12 protein-coding genes and 1 pseudogene are annotated in these 15,627 nt (G+C 59.6%); 10 read left to right on the top strand and 3 right to left on the bottom strand.

Annotated elements, in window-relative coordinates; translation table 11 throughout:
- Positions 1 to 128: 128 nt before the first annotated feature.
- Positions 129 to 2,441 carry an NADP-dependent malic enzyme gene (locus BJ928_RS24850; protein ID WP_047633045.1) on the bottom strand — a complete coding sequence of 771 codons (2,313 nt, stop codon included), beginning with the start codon at positions 2,439 to 2,441 and terminating at the stop codon, positions 129 to 131.
- A gap of 224 nt (positions 2,442 to 2,665) precedes the next feature.
- Here BJ928_RS24850 and BJ928_RS24845 point away from each other — a divergent pair, with 224 nt between their 5' ends.
- The 7 genes from BJ928_RS24845 (at position 2,666) to BJ928_RS24815 (ending at position 9,941) form a co-directional block, all read left to right on the top strand.
- Entirely contained in the window at positions 2,666 to 3,421 is a 756-nt protein-coding gene (locus BJ928_RS24845) for a glycerophosphodiester phosphodiesterase family protein (protein ID WP_047633046.1), read from the top strand.
- A 114-nt stretch (positions 3,422 to 3,535) separates the two neighbouring features.
- Positions 3,536 to 4,342, top strand: a complete 807-nt coding sequence (locus BJ928_RS24840) for a UDP-2,3-diacylglucosamine diphosphatase (protein WP_047633048.1) — start codon at positions 3,536 to 3,538, stop codon at positions 4,340 to 4,342.
- 168 nt (positions 4,343 to 4,510) lie between these two features.
- Positions 4,511 to 5,728, top strand: a complete 1,218-nt coding sequence (locus BJ928_RS24835; protein WP_047633050.1) for an MFS transporter — start codon at positions 4,511 to 4,513, stop codon at positions 5,726 to 5,728.
- 149 nt (positions 5,729 to 5,877) lie between these two features.
- The gene (locus BJ928_RS24830; RefSeq protein ID WP_047633052.1) at positions 5,878 to 7,038 is read left to right on the top strand and encodes an ABC transporter permease; all 1,161 of its coding nucleotides are present in this window, start codon (positions 5,878 to 5,880) and stop codon (positions 7,036 to 7,038) included.
- Between the two features lie 12 nt (positions 7,039 to 7,050).
- Positions 7,051 to 7,911 carry an ATP-binding cassette domain-containing protein gene (locus tag BJ928_RS24825; RefSeq protein ID WP_047633053.1) on the top strand — a complete coding sequence of 287 codons (861 nt, stop codon included), beginning with the start codon at positions 7,051 to 7,053 and terminating at the stop codon, positions 7,909 to 7,911.
- 9 nt (positions 7,912 to 7,920) lie between these two features.
- Positions 7,921 to 9,291, top strand: a complete 1,371-nt coding sequence (locus tag BJ928_RS24820) for an MlaD family protein (protein WP_047633054.1) — start codon at positions 7,921 to 7,923, stop codon at positions 9,289 to 9,291.
- 38 nt (positions 9,292 to 9,329) lie between these two features.
- Complete coding sequence (locus tag BJ928_RS24815) at positions 9,330 to 9,941, top strand: ABC-type transport auxiliary lipoprotein family protein (RefSeq protein WP_047633055.1); 612 nt, start codon at positions 9,330 to 9,332, stop codon at positions 9,939 to 9,941.
- Positions 9,942 to 9,949: 8 nt separating this feature from the next.
- Here BJ928_RS24815 and BJ928_RS39810 read toward each other — a convergent pair.
- Positions 9,950 to 10,063, bottom strand: a pseudogene (locus BJ928_RS39810) (SRPBCC family protein); the annotation flags it as partial.
- A 350-nt stretch (positions 10,064 to 10,413) separates the two neighbouring features.
- Between BJ928_RS39810 and gndA the strand changes: the two are divergent.
- Positions 10,414 to 11,841, top strand: a complete 1,428-nt coding sequence (gndA, locus tag BJ928_RS24805) for an NADP-dependent phosphogluconate dehydrogenase (protein ID WP_047633057.1) — start codon at positions 10,414 to 10,416, stop codon at positions 11,839 to 11,841.
- 15 nt (positions 11,842 to 11,856) lie between these two features.
- Here gndA and BJ928_RS24800 read toward each other — a convergent pair whose 3' ends face one another.
- Positions 11,857 to 12,936: a LacI family transcriptional regulator gene (locus BJ928_RS24800; RefSeq protein ID WP_052227776.1), complete on the bottom strand. Its 1,080-nt coding sequence runs from the start codon at positions 12,934 to 12,936 to the stop codon at positions 11,857 to 11,859.
- 459 nt (positions 12,937 to 13,395) lie between these two features.
- Between BJ928_RS24800 and BJ928_RS24795 the strand changes: the two genes are divergently transcribed.
- Both BJ928_RS24795 and BJ928_RS24790 read left to right on the top strand, forming a co-directional pair.
- A complete protein-coding gene (locus BJ928_RS24795; protein ID WP_047633058.1) occupies positions 13,396 to 14,634 on the top strand; it encodes an ABC transporter substrate-binding protein in 1,239 nt (412 codons plus the stop codon).
- A 90-nt stretch (positions 14,635 to 14,724) separates the two neighbouring features.
- Positions 14,725 to 15,615: a sugar ABC transporter permease gene (locus BJ928_RS24790; protein ID WP_047633059.1), complete on the top strand. Its 891-nt coding sequence runs from the start codon at positions 14,725 to 14,727 to the stop codon at positions 15,613 to 15,615.
- Positions 15,616 to 15,627: the final 12 nt, after the last annotated feature.

The raw sequence follows: 15,627 nt of genomic DNA, 5'->3' as shown, positions 1-15,627 counted from the left end.
CGGTTTTAGGTCGCTGAAGATTACACGTCACAGCTTAACAACGTATCCATGAAAAAGCATGGATTTCGAGAGGATTTTTACGAAATTGCAGCTCGCAGCCGCGCGAATGGCGGCTGCGAGAATTGTGCTTAGAGAGGCTGGGATGCTTCCACGACCGCAAGAGCCGCCATGTTGACGACGCCACGCGAGGTGACGGACGGCGAGAGAATGTGCGCCGGCAGCGCCGTGCCGAGCAGGATCGGGCCGACATGCAGGCCATCGGTCATGGTCTTGACCACGCCGAGCGTGATATTGGCGGCATCGAGATTCGGGAACACCAGCAGGTTTGCTTCGCCCGTGAGCGTGCTATCAGGCATGACGTGACGACGCAGGCTTTCGGAAATGGCGCTGTCGCCGTGCATTTCGCCGTCGACTTCCAGTTCCGGCGCCGCTTCGCGCACGAGCGCCAGAGCATCGCGCATCTTCGTTGCGCTTTCGGATTCCCGCGAGCCGAAGTTGGAATGCGAGACGAGGGCGGCGCGCGGCTCGATGCCGAAGCGCTTGATTTCCTGCGCCGCGAGAATGGTCGATTCCGCGATTTCCTCGGCGGTCGGGTTAAACGTCACATAGGTATCGGTATAGAACGTTGCGCCGCGCTGCGAGATGAGCAGGCTGAGTGCAGAGAAATCCCGCGCGTCGGGACGCTTGCCGATGATCTGTCGGACGATGCGCAAATGGCGCTCGTAGCGGCCTTCCAGACCGCAAATCAGCGCATCGGCTTCGCCGCGCTTCAGGGCCAGCGCGCCGATCACAGTCGCGTTGGTACGCACGATCGTGCGGGCAGCTTCCGGGATCACGCCGGCACGACCGACCAGCGAGAAGTAGAGATCGACATACTCGCGGAAACGCGGATCGTCTTCGGGATTGATGACGGCGAAATCCGTATTCGGGCGGATCTTCAGACCATAGCGCTTCAGGCGGGTTTCGATGACGGAGGGGCGGCCGATCAGGATCGGGATGGCAGTGCCTTCCTCGAGCAGGACCTGGGCGGCACGCAGCACGCGCTCGTCCTCGCCTTCGGAGAAGACGACGCGCTTGCGTTCCGCGATCTTCGCGGCCGCAAAGATCGGCTTCATGATGAAGCCGGAGCGGAAGACGAAGCGGTTAAGCTCGTCCATGTAGGCGTCGAAATCCATGATCGGACGCAGAGCCACGCCGCTATCGGCGGCAGCCTTCGCCACGGCCGGGGCGATGCGCAGGATCAGGCGCGGGTCGAAGGGCGAGGGGATCAGATAGTTGGGGCCGAAGACTGGCGTCTCGCCCGAATAGGCGCGGGCGGCGACATCGGAAGGTTCTTCGCGGGCAAGCGAGGCGATGGCGCGCACAGCCGCCATCTTCATCTCTTCGTTGATCGTCTTGGCGCCGCAATCCAGCGCGCCGCGGAAGATATAGGGGAAGCAGAGGACGTTGTTGACCTGGTTCGGGAAATCCGAGCGGCCGGTGCAGATCATGGCGTCCGGGCGGGCGGCGCGGGCGAGATCCGGCATGATTTCCGGCGTCGGGTTGGCGAGCGCCATGATCAGCGGCTTTTCGGCCATCTGCTCGAGAAGTTCGGGCTTCAGCACGCCGGCAGCGGAAAGGCCGAGGAAGACGTCGGCGCCGGGAATGGACTCGGCAAGCACGCGCTTGTCGCTGTCCTGGGCATAGACGGACTTCCACTCGTCCATGAGCACGTTGCGGTCCTTATAGACCAGACCTTCGATATCGTGGACCCAGATGTTCTCGCGCTTGGCGCCAAGGGTGACGAGCAGGTTGAGGCAGGCAAGCGCTGCCGCACCCGCGCCGGAGGCGACGATCTTGACGTCTTCGATCTTCTTGCCGGCGAGTTCCAGGCCGTTGAGGATGGCAGCGGCGACGATGATGGCGGTGCCGTGCTGGTCGTCGTGGAAAACAGGGATTTCCATCTGCTCGCGCAGGCGGCGTTCGACATCGAAGCATTCCGGCGCCTTGATGTCTTCGAGATTGATGCCGCCGAAGGTTGGCTCGAGTGCCGCAACGGTATTGACCATTTCATCGACGGTGGGCGCTGCGATTTCGATATCGAAGACGTCGATGCCGGCGAATTTCTTGAAGAGAACGGCCTTGCCCTCCATAACCGGCTTGGAGGCGAGCGGGCCGATATTGCCGAGGCCGAGCACGGCCGAACCATTCGAGATCACGGCAACGAGATTGGCGCGGGACGTATAGTCGGCAGCCGTTTCGGGGTTGTCGCGGATGGCGATGCAGGGAGCGGCGACGCCCGGGGAATAGGCAAGCGCCAGATCGCGCTGGTTGCCCAGCGGCTTGGTCGCCTGAATTTCAAGCTTGCCGGGGCGGGGATAGCGATGGAAATAAAGCGCCTGTTCGTCGAGATTGCCGCTCGCCATGTTCTTGGCTGCTTTCGAAGTGTCGTTCGTGTCCAACTCGCGTCTCCATTCCTGCCTGCGCTTTGAGTCTTCTGCATACATCAATCGGTTCACCTTCACAGTATGCAATCGACGTCGCGACGCGTTTTTGTCATGGCAAAACTGAATTGCCTTTTTTGCAAGGATCGCACGATCGTTTCCGGCAGGTCGAACTCGCTGCGGCCGCGTCATCAGGCATTCATCGCACCGACCTATGAAGAGCGCGTGCGGAGATTTCCTGGATGACCTTGATTGCTTCCCATCGCGGTGGTGCTCATTTGTGGCCCGAAAATACCAGGCTCGCCTTCTCGAAGACCGCCAAACTCGATGTCGATCTTGTCGAGTTCGATGTCCACCAGACGCGCGACGGCAAGCTTGTCGTGCATCACGACGCGACGATCGACCGAATGACCGACGGCAAGGGCGCGATCGCAGATTTCAGCTATGACGAACTGATGCGCTACGTCGTGATCGGAAGCGGAGGCGAAACCATTCCGACGCTCGGCGAGACCATCGATATTTTCGGGCCGTCCGCAGTCGATCTCCGGCTGGAAATCAAGACCAGAGCGGACGGGTCACCATATGAGGACATGGAGCACCACATCGTCGATGAGCTGGTGGCGACCGGGATGCTGACGCGCACGATGGCGACGAGCTTCTCCTTGCCCCGTCTCGAAGCATTCGGCGCCGCGCTCGGCGAGCGTGGTCTCAATGTCGGCGAACTGCTCGGTTTCATCTTCCTTTGCTCACCGCAGGCAGCTGGGCAGCTTGGCTGGCGCGCGATCATGGCTGCACTGGGCGCTTCCGGCGTCCGGGAAATCGGGATACGGGCCGATGCGCTCGACGCCGAGGTCGTGGCGCTCTTTCGCAAAAATGGCATGAAGGTGCATGGATGGGCCGCCCATACCGCCGATGCGGCGCGAGATATGTTTCGCCTTGGCGTCGCCAGTTTCACGAGCGATCGTCCCGACCTGGCGATTGCTGCCAAACGTGGCTGAAGCAGCCTCATAGGCCGGCAGACACAGGGTTTGTCATCTTCCTGAAACACGAGTCTGGTTTTGGAATAGGCAAGGCTAGGATAGGGCACGGACATAGAGTTCGTGAATGAAAACATGGACACCCGGCGATTCCGCACACTGTTCATTTCTGACGTGCACCTCGGTTCGAAAGCCGCCAAGGCGGATTTTCTGCTCGACTTTCTCCGTCATCACGACGCTGATACCATTTTCCTGGTCGGCGACATCGTGGATGGCTGGCGCCTCAAGCGGAGCTGGTATTGGCCACAGGACTGTAACGACGTCGTGCAGAAGCTGCTGCGCAAGGCGCGCAAGGGCACGCGGATCGTCTATATCCCTGGCAATCACGACGAATTCCTGCGCGATTTCCCCGGAATGCACTTCGGCGGCATCGAGGTGGCGCAACGCGCCATGCATGAAACGGCCGACGGCAAGAAATATCTGGTCCTGCATGGCGACGAATTCGACGTCGTCGTCCGCAACGCCCGGCTGCTCGCCTATCTCGGCGACTGGGCCTACGACATGGCGATCCTGATCAATATCGGCCTTGCCGCCGTGCGCCGCCGCCTGAACATGCCCTATTGGTCGTTCTCGGCTTGGGCAAAGCTGCAGGTCAAGCACGCCGTCAACTTCATCGGCGAATTTCAGCGCGTCGTTGCCGAAGAAGCCAAGCGCAACGACGCCGATGGCGTCATCTGCGGTCACATCCATCACGCCGTCATCGAGGACCTCGATGGCGTGCGCTACATCAATACCGGCGACTGGGTGGAAAGCTGCACGGCGATCGCCGAGCACGAGGACGGCACCTTCGAGCTGATTACCTGGCGGAGTATTCTCGAGACGCAGCCGGTTGGCTCGCCTATCGAGGAAATGCCGCGACCGCTCGGCGCTCAGGCCGCGTGACCATCCGCGGCTCTTCACAGGCTTGATAATAGCCTGTCATAATTATTGATCGCTGCAAAACCGCGTCAGCTTCGGATTTTTCCGAAACGTTACGGTTTTGGCCATTTCTCGCCATAGTCGTATTCTCGATAGCATGGTAGGGACGAGTAAGTTCCCTTCAGGTCTGTCATGATTCCCGCGATCAAGTCCTTCCAGGGCGAGGGTGCGCCTCCCTATTTCCGTTTGCGCGCCGCCTTGTCCTATTGTGCCCCGTTGTTCGTCAACGGCATTGCCGTACCGTTCTTTCCCGTCTGGCTGGCGGGGCTGAATTTCAACGATCATGAGATCGGTCTCGTGATCGCCATCCCCATGGTCGTGCGCGTCCTCGTGACGCCCGTCATCGCCGTGCTCGCCGATCATATGACCGAGCGTGCCGATGTGCTGTTATGGTCGGGCGCCTTGTCGCTTCTGACTGCCATCGCGCTCTACTGGACCAGCGACTTCTGGCCGGTGCTTCTCGTCTACGGCATACAGGGCGCCACCTATGCGCCCTACGTGCCGGTGGTCGAATCCATTGCCATGTCGGGCGTCCGCCGCTGGGGCTTCGATTACGGCTCGATGCGGGTATGGGGATCGATCACCTTCATCCTGGCAACCCTTCTTGGGGGCCAGCTGATCGGCATGTGGGGCGGGGCAACCGTATTGCCTGTCATGGTCGCGGGCTTCATTCTGACGACGCTGATGGGCTTCTTCGCGCCGCGTATCGGGCCGACGCGCCGGCGCAACCAGCCGATCAACCTGCAGTCACCGACCGGCAACCTTCGCTCGCCGCAATTGCTCATCACCATGATCGGAGTGTCGGTGCAGCAGTCGAGCCACGCGATGCTTTATACATTCGCCTCAATCTATTGGCGCAAGCTTGGCTTTTCCGGCGCGGAGATCGCCGTCCTCTGGAGCATCGGCGTTACGGCCGAGGTGATGGTTTTCTTCCTGTCGAAGAAACTTAGCCGACGCTTCAGTGCGTGGACGCTCATCTTTTTCGGTTCGACCATGTGCATCCTGCGCTGGATTCTGTTTCCGATCAATTTTGGCTTCTTCGGCTATTTCGTGCTCCAGTGTTTTCATTCCTGCACCTATGCCTGCGTCCATACCGGCGTTCAGCGGCGCATCGTTGCATCTGTCCACGAGGCGCAGGAGTCATCGGCCCAGGGCGCCTATTACTTCTATAACGGCATGTTCCTGGGCTTGATGACGCTGGCATCCGGCTATCTCTATGCCTGGCTGGATCTGGCGAGTTACTATGTCATGGCCGGCACTGCCGCGCTCGGGCTTGCCATGGTCATTTTCGCGTATGGGCTGCAAGCCAGAAAGCCGGCAATCGGCGGAGATGCTCACGGCGTCTCCTAACGCGGTGCAACAAATTCATTTGGATATCAAAAAACCGTGACATATGTTGGCGCCGGCCCGAGATGGAGATTCCATGCACAGTCGGTGTATTAAGCGTTATCATGCGGACTCTCCGAGTCGGCGTATGTTGTGGCAGATTTGAAAGACGCATGAGTTTGAAAGCAGCCGAACAAAGCTCCGATGCACCGAAGATCGATGATGCGCCCGAGGGTGCAGGCCATCGCTATCGGCTGGAGGGCAATTGGCGCAGTGCGAATGTCCACGGCGTGTTGCGGCAGATCGAGCAACTGTCCAAGCGCAGTTCCGGCGGCGAAGTCGTGATCGATCTTTCCGGCCTTTCGGACGTCGATACGGCCGGTGCGCTCCTGATCCGCCGACTGAAGGAAAGCCAGGAAGCCCATAAGGCGCACGTCACGATCGAGGGTTCCAATCCGCATATCGATGAGTTGCTGACCGCATTCGATGCGTATCCTGACGATGAGACTGCGACACGTAAGTCGAAGAAATCGCTGGCGGAGCGTGTTTTCGCGCCTATCGGCGAAAGCGTTTACGAGATCTGGGGCAATCTAGTTGCCGCCATGTATATTTTGGGCTCGGCCGTGCGGGGCGCCCAGCTCAAGTTCGGGCGCGGCAGCGGTGTTTCACCGGCCTCAATCATCAACCAGATTGATCACATGGCGGTGCGCGCCGTTCCGATCATTCTGCTGATGTCGTCGCTGATCGGCGCGATCATTGCCCAGCAAGGCGCTTTCCAGCTGCGCTATTTCGGCGCGGAAATCTTCGTGGTCGATCTCGTCGGCATCCTGCAGCTGCGCGAAATCGGCGTGCTTCTGACCGCGATTATGATTGCCGGCCGTTCCGGCAGCGCGATTACTGCCGAAATCGGCTCCATGAAGATGCGAGAGGAAGTGGACGCGCTGAAGGTCATGGGCCTCAACCCCATCGGTGTCCTCATTTTCCCGCGGCTGGTGGCGCTGACGGTTGCGTTGCCGCTGCTGACTGTCATTGCCAACTTCGCCGCGCTTTTCGGTGCCGCCCTGGTGTCCTGGGCCTATTCCGGCATCACCTTTGCGACCTTCATCTCGCGTCTGCATGAGGCCGTCAGCCTTTCGACGATCATTTCCGGCATGATCAAGGCGCCGTTCATGGCGTTGGTCATCGGCATCGTTGCGGCGGTCGAGGGATTGAAGGTCGGAGGCAGTGCCGAGTCTCTCGGTCAGCACGTCACCTCGTCTGTGGTGAAGTCGATCTTCGTCGTCATCCTGATGGACGGGCTTTTCGCCATGTTCTACGCAGCAATCGACTTCTGAGGGACGGCAAGAATGAGCGCGCTTCACTCGGAAATCCCATTGGAAAAAGATGAGCAAGGCCGTGACATCGTGCTGTCGGCGCGGGACGTCACTGTCGGTTTCGGATCGAAAATCGTCCTCGATAAGTTGAACCTCAACATTTATCGCGGTGAAATCCTCGGCTTCGTTGGCGCTTCCGGCGCCGGCAAGTCCGTGCTGTTGCGCACGGTGCTGCGGCTGCTGCCGCGCCGTTCGGGCAAGATCGAGATTCTTGGCGAAGATTACGACAAGCTCGACGAGCAGGACCGCAATCGGCTCGACATGCGGCTCGGCGTTCTCTTCCAGCAGGGAGCGCTGTTTTCCTCGCTGACCGTCAAGGAAAACATCCAGGTGCCGATGCGGGAGTATCTGGACCTGCCGAAAGAAATGATGGACGAGCTGGCGCTGATGAAGATCCGCATGGTGGGTCTCGCAGCTGACGCCGCCGACAAATATCCGTCTGAACTTTCGGGCGGCATGATCAAGCGCGCGGCCCTTGCCAGAGCTCTGGCGCTCGATCCCGACCTCGTTTTCCTCGATGAGCCAACCTCGGGCCTCGATCCGATCGGCGCCTCTGAGTTCGACGAGCTGATCGCCAAGCTGCGCGACACGCTCGGTCTCACCGTTTATATGGTGACACACGACCTCGACAGCCTGTTTTCCGTCTGCGACCGTATTGCTGTCCTCGGACAGAAGCGGGTATTGGTGGAAGGCACGGTTGAGGACATGCTCGCCTGTGATGACCCCTGGGTGCAATCCTATTTCAGGGGCAAGCGTGCACGTTCGATCGTGCCGCGGGAAGACATCAGAGGACATAACGACAAAGGCGCAAGCGCCCACAGCCGCGAGAAGTGACTGGAGACAATGGAAACCAAAGCCAATTACACGATCGTCGGGTTCTTCACGCTGCTTGTCATCGCGGCGGCCTTCGGTTTCGTCTACTGGATGGCGGAATACGGCCGCGGCGGTCCGATGGTCGAGCTTGTCGTGCGCATTCCCGGTTCGGCGAATGGTTTGAGTGTCGGCTCGCCGGTCCGTTTCAACGGCATTCAGGTCGGCTCGGTGCAGGGGCTGTCGATCGATGCCGATGACCCCAATTATTCGCTGGCTTTCACGCAGGTCCGTGCGGATGCGCCGGTCTATACCTCCACCAAGGCCATTCTCGAGATCCAGGGCCTGACTGGTGCTGCCTATATCGAGCTTTCCGGCGGCCGCAATGGCGACGAAAACATCCTGAAGCGCTCGATCGATACCGGTAAGCGAGCGGTGTTGCTCGCCGATCAGTCGAGCGTCACCAACCTGCTGACGACGGCCGACAAGATTTTGAACCGCGCCAACGACACGATCGGCGACATTCAGGGCTTCATTTCCGATTCTCGCGGACCTTTGACCGATACCGTGCGAAACGCCCAGAAATTCTCCAAGGCCATCGCCGACAATTCGGACAATATCGACAAGTTCCTGGCAAGCGTCGGGCAGCTCTCCGATACTTTCAAGACGGTTTCGGTCCGCGTCGACTCGACACTGGATGCGGTTGAGAAGCTGGTGCGTGCGGTCGATGCCCAGAAGGTCAACGACGTCATCGCCAATGCCGACAAGATCACGGCGAACGTGGCGGATGCGACGACCGATCTCAAGGCGACGATTGCAAGTTTCAAGCAGACCGCCGACACCTACAACGCCTTCGGCCAGAAGGCGCAGCAGACGCTGGATCGCGTCGATCAGATCGTCGCGTCGATCGATCCGGCCAAGGTCAAGGGATCGGTTGACGATGTTGCCGAGGTGACGAAGCAGGCCCGCGCGGCGGTGGCCTCGATCCGCGATGTCGCCAATTCGGTGGCGGCGCACCAGCAGGATATCGATCAGACGATCGCCAATGCCCGGGACATTTCCACCAAGCTCAATGCGGCTTCCGGCAAGGTTGACGGCATCCTGACGAAGGTCGATTCGCTGCTTGGCAACGACAGCACGCAATCGCTGTTTGCCGAAGCCAAGGATACGCTCGAATCCTTCAAGAAGATGGCTGACAATCTCAATTCCCGCATCGGTCCGATCGCGGACAATCTGCAGCGGTTTTCGAGCACCGGCCTGCGCGATGCCCAGTCCCTCATCAACGACATGCGGGGCACGGTTGACAATCTGAACACGACAATCACTAATTTCGATAAGAATCCACAGCGATTGATCTTCGGCGGTGATACGGTCAAGACTTATGACGGCCGCGCGCGGCATTGATGAATAGCGATATCTGGTCTCCAGGGGATAAGCGAAATATGGTCGGTTGCGTGTCGAGTGAGGGTCATCAGGTGTGGAAAGCTGTGATCGCATTGCCGTTGCTCGCAGCCTTGCTCGGGGGCTGTGGGAGCACGAATAGCGATACCTACGATCTTTCCGCCTCGGTGAAGGCGAACGGGCCTTCGGTGAAGAACCGGCAGATCCTCATACCAACGCCTACCGCGTTGCAGGCGCTGGACAGCAATCAGATCGTCATCCGCGTATCGCCTTCGGAAATCCAGTATCTCGGCAAGTCGCAGTGGAGCGACAAGCTGAGCAAGATGGTGCAGTCGAAGCTGGTCGAAGCCTTCGAAAATACCGGCAAGCTCGGCGGCGTCGGCGTGCCGGGGCAGGGCCTTGCCATCGACTATCAGATCGTCACCGATATCAGGTCCTTCGAGATCAGTGCGGTCGGCGGCCAGAAGACGGCGACCGTCGAGATCTCGGAAAAGATCCTGAATGATCGCACCGGCACAGTGAAGGCGCAGAATGTCTTCCGCAAGGTCGTGTCGGTCAGCGGCGGCAGCAATCCCGATTTCGTGCGGGCGCTCGACGCGGCATTCGCCGGCGTCACCAGTGAACTTGTCGATTGGACATTGCGCTCGCTGTAAAGAGAGCGCTAGCGTTCCATCAGCTCTTTCAGCGTCTTCAGATCACGCATGACATGTGCGGCGTCGGCTGCGAATTGCGCCTCTTCCATGCTTGGCGGCTGCGGCACCGTGAACATGATCTCTCGCCAATCGTGTTCCGATCAGGAGATGCACGATCTTCGCGCCCATGGTCGACGGGATGATTTCCTCCTCTATATCACTCTTCTGGAGCGGCGATCGGCGGAGCGATCGTCGGTTCGGAAACGGATGAATCTCGAATTCCGCAACATTGTTGCACAGTTCTGCGAAGAGAACGATTCACGGCTGTCGGAGGCTTGCCGTTTTCCGTCCGGAGTGCAACAAAAGCCCCCAACGCAGGGCTGTCGCCGGTCGCGTTTCGTGTCGGCGGCATTGCGTGACATCGGATGTTGCTGCGCCTTCCGGGTCTTCAGGGTGGGGCCGGGTGCAGTCAACGACTCATTGGAGGATTGTCGTGGAAAAGGCAGAAATCGGGCTGATCGGTCTCGCTGTGATGGGATCGAATCTGGCGCTCAACATTGCTGAAAAGGGCAACAAGATCGCGGTTTTCAACCGTACGCCGCAGGTGACGGATGAATTCTACGCCAATGCCGGCGCGCTCAAGGACAAGATCATTCCTTGCAAGACGATCGAGGAATTCGTCGAAGCGATCCGTCCGCCGCGGCCGATCATCATCATGATCAAGGCCGGCGAACCGGTCGACCAGCAGATGGCGGCGCTGCAGCCGCATCTCGACAAGGGCGACATCATGATCGACGCCGGCAATGCCAATTTCCGCGACACGATCGCCCGTTTCGACCGCCTGAAGGATACCGGCTTGACCTTTATCGGCATGGGTGTTTCCGGTGGCGAGGAAGGTGCGCGCCATGGTCCGTCGATCATGGTCGGCGGCACGGAAGACTCCTACAAGCGCGTCGAGAAGGTGCTGACCTCGATTGCGGCCAAGTACAATGACGATCCATGCGTCGCCTGGCTCGGCAATGACGGCGCCGGCCATTTCGTCAAGACCATCCACAACGGCATCGAATATGCCGACATGCAGATGATCGCCGAGATCTACGGCATTCTGCGCGATGGCCTCGGCAAGAGCGCCGCTGAGATTAGCGGCATTTTCGGTGACTGGAACAAGGGCCGCCTCAACTCCTATCTCATCGAGATCACCGAGAAGGTTCTTGCCGCCAAGGACCCAGCGACCGGCAGCGCCATGCCCGACGTCATCCTCGATAAGGCTGGCCAGAAGGGTACCGGCAAGTGGTCCGCCATCGAAGCCCAGAACATGGGCATCCCGGCAACCGCCATCGAAGCCGCCGTCGCCGCCCGCAGCCTGTCGGCTCTGAAGAGCCAGCGTGAGGCCGCCGAGAAGATCTTCGGCACGCCGGACTACAAGTTCCCGATCGCCTTCGGCTCCGATCTGCTGAAGGATCTCGAGCTTGCGCTGTTCGCCGCCAAGATCGGCGCTTATGCGCAGGGCTTTGCCGTGATGGCAGAGGCTTCGAAGGAGTTCAACTGGTCGCTGCCGATGCCTGTGATCGCCAAGATCTGGCGTGCCGGCTGCATCATCCGCTCGCAGTTCCTCGACGAGATCACCAGCGCCTTTACCAAGACCCCGGATGCGGCGAACCTGATCGTCACGCCGGCCTTTGCCGAGATGGTCAAGGAATCGATCCCGTCGCTGCGCCGCATCGTTTCGGCCGCGACCGCCGCCGGCCTGCCGGTTCCGGCGCTGGCGTCGGCTCTGACCTATTTCGATGCCTATCGCCAGGCTCGTGGTACGGCCAACCTGATCCAGGCTCAGCGCGACTTCTTCGGCGCGCACGGCTTCGATCGCGTCGACGGCAAGGACATTCACCACGGCCCGTGGGGCAGTGGCGCCCAGGGCTGAGGCGCCGTTTGCGCTTCAATAGGGAAAGCTCGCCGGACCCGTCGGGTGAGCTTTCCCGGTCTTCAATTCGTCCGGCCAAACAGGCTTGCTGATGCTTTGCAGCAGTTCCGGTTCTATGCCGTCGATTCGGGCTATGACGGCCTTGGCCAGTTCGCGGCCGCCGTGGCGAACGTCCTCGTAGATCGTAATGATCTCGGGGCGAATCCAGTTCAGGACATCGGTGGATTGCTTGGCGACCATGTCGATGTCGCGACCAAGGCGGAAGCCAGCCGCTTCGATGCCGGCATTGACGGCGATGGCCCCGCCGCCGCTGGAGCAGACGATACCATCAGGCGGATGCGGGGAGCGCATCAATGCCTCGACGCTGTCGCGGATATCGGCGAGCGGGGCGTCTGTCGTGACCCTCAAGGGGATTTCTTCGGCGCCATGCTGGTGGAGGCCGATCTGGAAGCCGATGCGGGTGTGTGAATAGTAGGTGAGCTTGCTGGCGGGCTGCAGCAGCGCCAGGCGGCGGCGGCCCTTGGCCACTAGCGCGCGCACAGCCTCCTGGGTGAAGGCCTCGTTGTCGAAATCGTGGAAGGGGTGAACGATGCCCATGTCCGTCCGCCCATGCGTGGCGAAGGGCAGGCCGCGTTCGTGCATCAATCGAACGCGGGGATCGTCCGGCTCCGTTCGCGATATGATGACGCCGTCTGCGGAGCCGGTGTCGAGAATGTAGCGCACTGGAACCAGCGGATCCTTGCTATGCGAATGCGGTGTGACCACCAGGTGATATTGCGTGCCCGTCAGAACCTCCGAAATGCCGAAAACCATCTGGCTCGTAAAGCCCATGATTTCCTCGTCGATGCTCAAGACCAGCGCAATGACATTGGTCTTGCCGGTTCTGAGACGCACGCCGGCACGGTTGGGCTGATAACCCAGTTGACGGGCGACCATGCGCACCCGTTCCTTGGTCTCAGCACCGATATCGGGAGCATCCTTCAGCGCGCGTGAAACGGTGGTAATTCCAAGTCCCGTCATGAAGGCGATCGTCTTCAATGTCGGCCGCTCGGGAGCCGATTGCGCGCCGCTCCCTGAAATTTTCTTATTGTCCATTTCGATCAAGCTCGCCTCCTGGCCGCCTCCCGCGACCAATCCGCTTATATTGCCGATACCCGCTCCGCAAGCATAGGCGCAATGCGGTTCCTCCTTCACCCGTGTAAGAAACTGTAACGATACAGTTTGAATGTCGAGCGATATTTTAGCTGGGCGTGACGATGGTGTTCCTATGGTTGCGCTGGGTGATGGAATTCGGCAATCTCTTGGCCTCAAGGCGATGCGATATCGATCGTTTCCGGAAATCTACATAAGATATAATTATATCAATGGTTTGTATGTTTTTCACTCAAAATTGTCGCGGCCTCTATGCGTTGCGTGGATATATGCTCCACAAGCTAAATATAATCAGGAATTGCATAATTTTGCTCCGGTGAAAATTTTCCGGATAGGCGGTTGCGCGTCGAAAATGATTCGACTAGGTTTTTCCGGCAACGTTTCAGTGAGGGAGGAGAACTCATGAATATTCGTTTGGTGGCCGCCGCTTTGCTCGCATCTGTCGCGATTCCGGCCTTCTCAGCAAACGCGACTGATCTCGAAGTGACGCATTGGTGGACATCGGGCGGTGAAGCTGCTGCCGTAAAGGTCCTGGCGGAGCAGTACAATGGTCTAGGTGACAACCACTGGGTCGACGGCGCGATCGCCGGGTCGGGTTCGACCGCGACGCCGCTGATCGTCAGCCGCATTCTGGGCGGCAATCCGATGGGCGCGACGCAGCTCAACACGGGCCGCGACGCTGAAGAGCTCGTCAAGGCAGGCCTGATGACCGATCTGACGGATCTCGCGGAGAAAGAGCACTGGAAGGATATCATTCGCCCAGCGAGCCTGCTGGCTTCGTGCACCTACGAAGGCCGTGTCTATTGCGTACCGCTCAATATTCACTCCTGGCAGTGGATGTGGGTCAACCGCCATGTCTTCGAAGACAATGGCATGAAGGTTCCGGCCAACTGGGATGAGTTCGTAGCCGACGCACCGAAGCTGCGCGAAAAGGGCATCGTTCCGCTTGCGACCGGCGCCCCGTGGCAGGTCGATGGCATGCGCAGCGTCATGCAGATCGGCATTGGCGGCAAGGAAACCTATCTGGCGATCTACCAGAAGAAAGACGCAGATGCCGTGAAGAGCCCCGAAAACCGCAAGGTTTGGGACGCTTTCGCGCAGGCTCGCGATCTGGTTGACGAGAGCTATTCCGGCCGCGACTGGAACGTTGCCACCAACATGGTCATCACAGGCAAGGCTGCCGCGCAGATCATGGGCGACTGGGCGCAGGGCGAGTTCGGCGTCGCCAAGCAGGTTGCCGGCAAGGATTACGACTGCCTGCCGGGTCTCGGCTTCAATGGCTTGCTCGATACCGGCGGCGACAGCTTCTACTTCCCGAAGAACAGCAATCCCGACATCACCAAGGCGCAGCTCGAGCTTGCGAGCATGCTGGTTTCCAAGGAAACCCAGGTGAAGTTCAACCTTGCCAAGGGCTCACTGCCGGTCCGTGGCGATATCGATCTGAGCGCGGCCAGCAGCTGCATGAAGAAGGGTCTGGAAATCCTGAAGAACCCGGACAACGTGGTGCCGGGTGTCACTCAGCTGATCGACCCCGATACGCGCGGCCAGATGACCGATCTCGGGCTGCAGTTCTTCTCGTCGAAGATGACCGTGGATGAGGCGATCGAAAAGCAGGCCGCCATCTTCAAGCAAGCCCAGTAAGCAGACGACCATCCTATCAATCGCGATGGCCGATACCGGAACAGGCGAGAGTTTTCGCCTGTTCCGATGAAGCCACCAACGGAGGTATCGATGGCTAACGCTGTCCGGCCACTGGGTCTGTTCCGCAACCTCAATGCGAAGATCGCCGCCATTCCGATGGTGCTGACCGTGATCGTCGTCTTTGTCGGCTGCACGCTCTGGACCGTCATCTATTCGTTCACGGATTCAAGACTGCTGCCGAGCTCCAATTTCGTCGGCCTGGCGCAGTATCAGCGCCTGTGGGGTACCGATCGCTGGAACGTTTCGATCGGCAATCTAGCCACCTACGGCGTTCTCAGCCTGATTTTCTCGTTCGTCGTCGGCTTCGTTCTGGCCGTGCTGATGGATCAGAAGATCCGCTTCGAGAATACGTTCCGAACCATTTTCCTCTACCCCTTTGCCCTGTCCTTCATCGTGACCGGCCTAGTCTGGCAATGGATACTTGATCCAGCGCTCGGGCTGCCCAAGCTGGCGCAGGATATGGGATTCACGTGGTTCAATTTCGCGCTGCTCGGCAATCAGAAGACCGTGCTCTATGCACTCGTCATTGCCGGTCTCTGGCAGGGCACCGGTCTCGTGATGGTGCTGATGCTGGCGGGGCTGCGCGGGATCGACGGCGAGATCTGGAAGGCCTCGCGGGTTGACGGCATCCCGGCCTGGCGGACCTATATTTTCGTCGTTATTCCGATGATGCGCGGCGTCTTCGTCACCACGCTCGTCATTGTCGCTTCGGGCATCGTGCGCGTCTACGATCTGGTGGTCGCCATGACCGCAGGGGGGCCGGGCTTCGCATCCGAAATGCCGGCAAAATACGTCTACGATTTCATGTTCCAGCGTTCGAACCTTGGGCAGGCGCTTGCCGCCTCCACGGTCATGCTGGTCACCGTGTTCATCTTCGTCGTGCCGTGGGCTCTCTATGAGTTCCGCCAGAAGCGCAGATAAGGGAGGCATCAA

The organism is Rhizobium sp. WW_1 (assembly GCF_003610155.1).
Lineage (GTDB): Bacteria > Pseudomonadota > Alphaproteobacteria > Rhizobiales > Rhizobiaceae > Rhizobium > Rhizobium tropici_A.
Note: the sequence above shows the minus strand (reverse complement) of the source record. Positions and strands in the feature narration are given on the sequence as shown.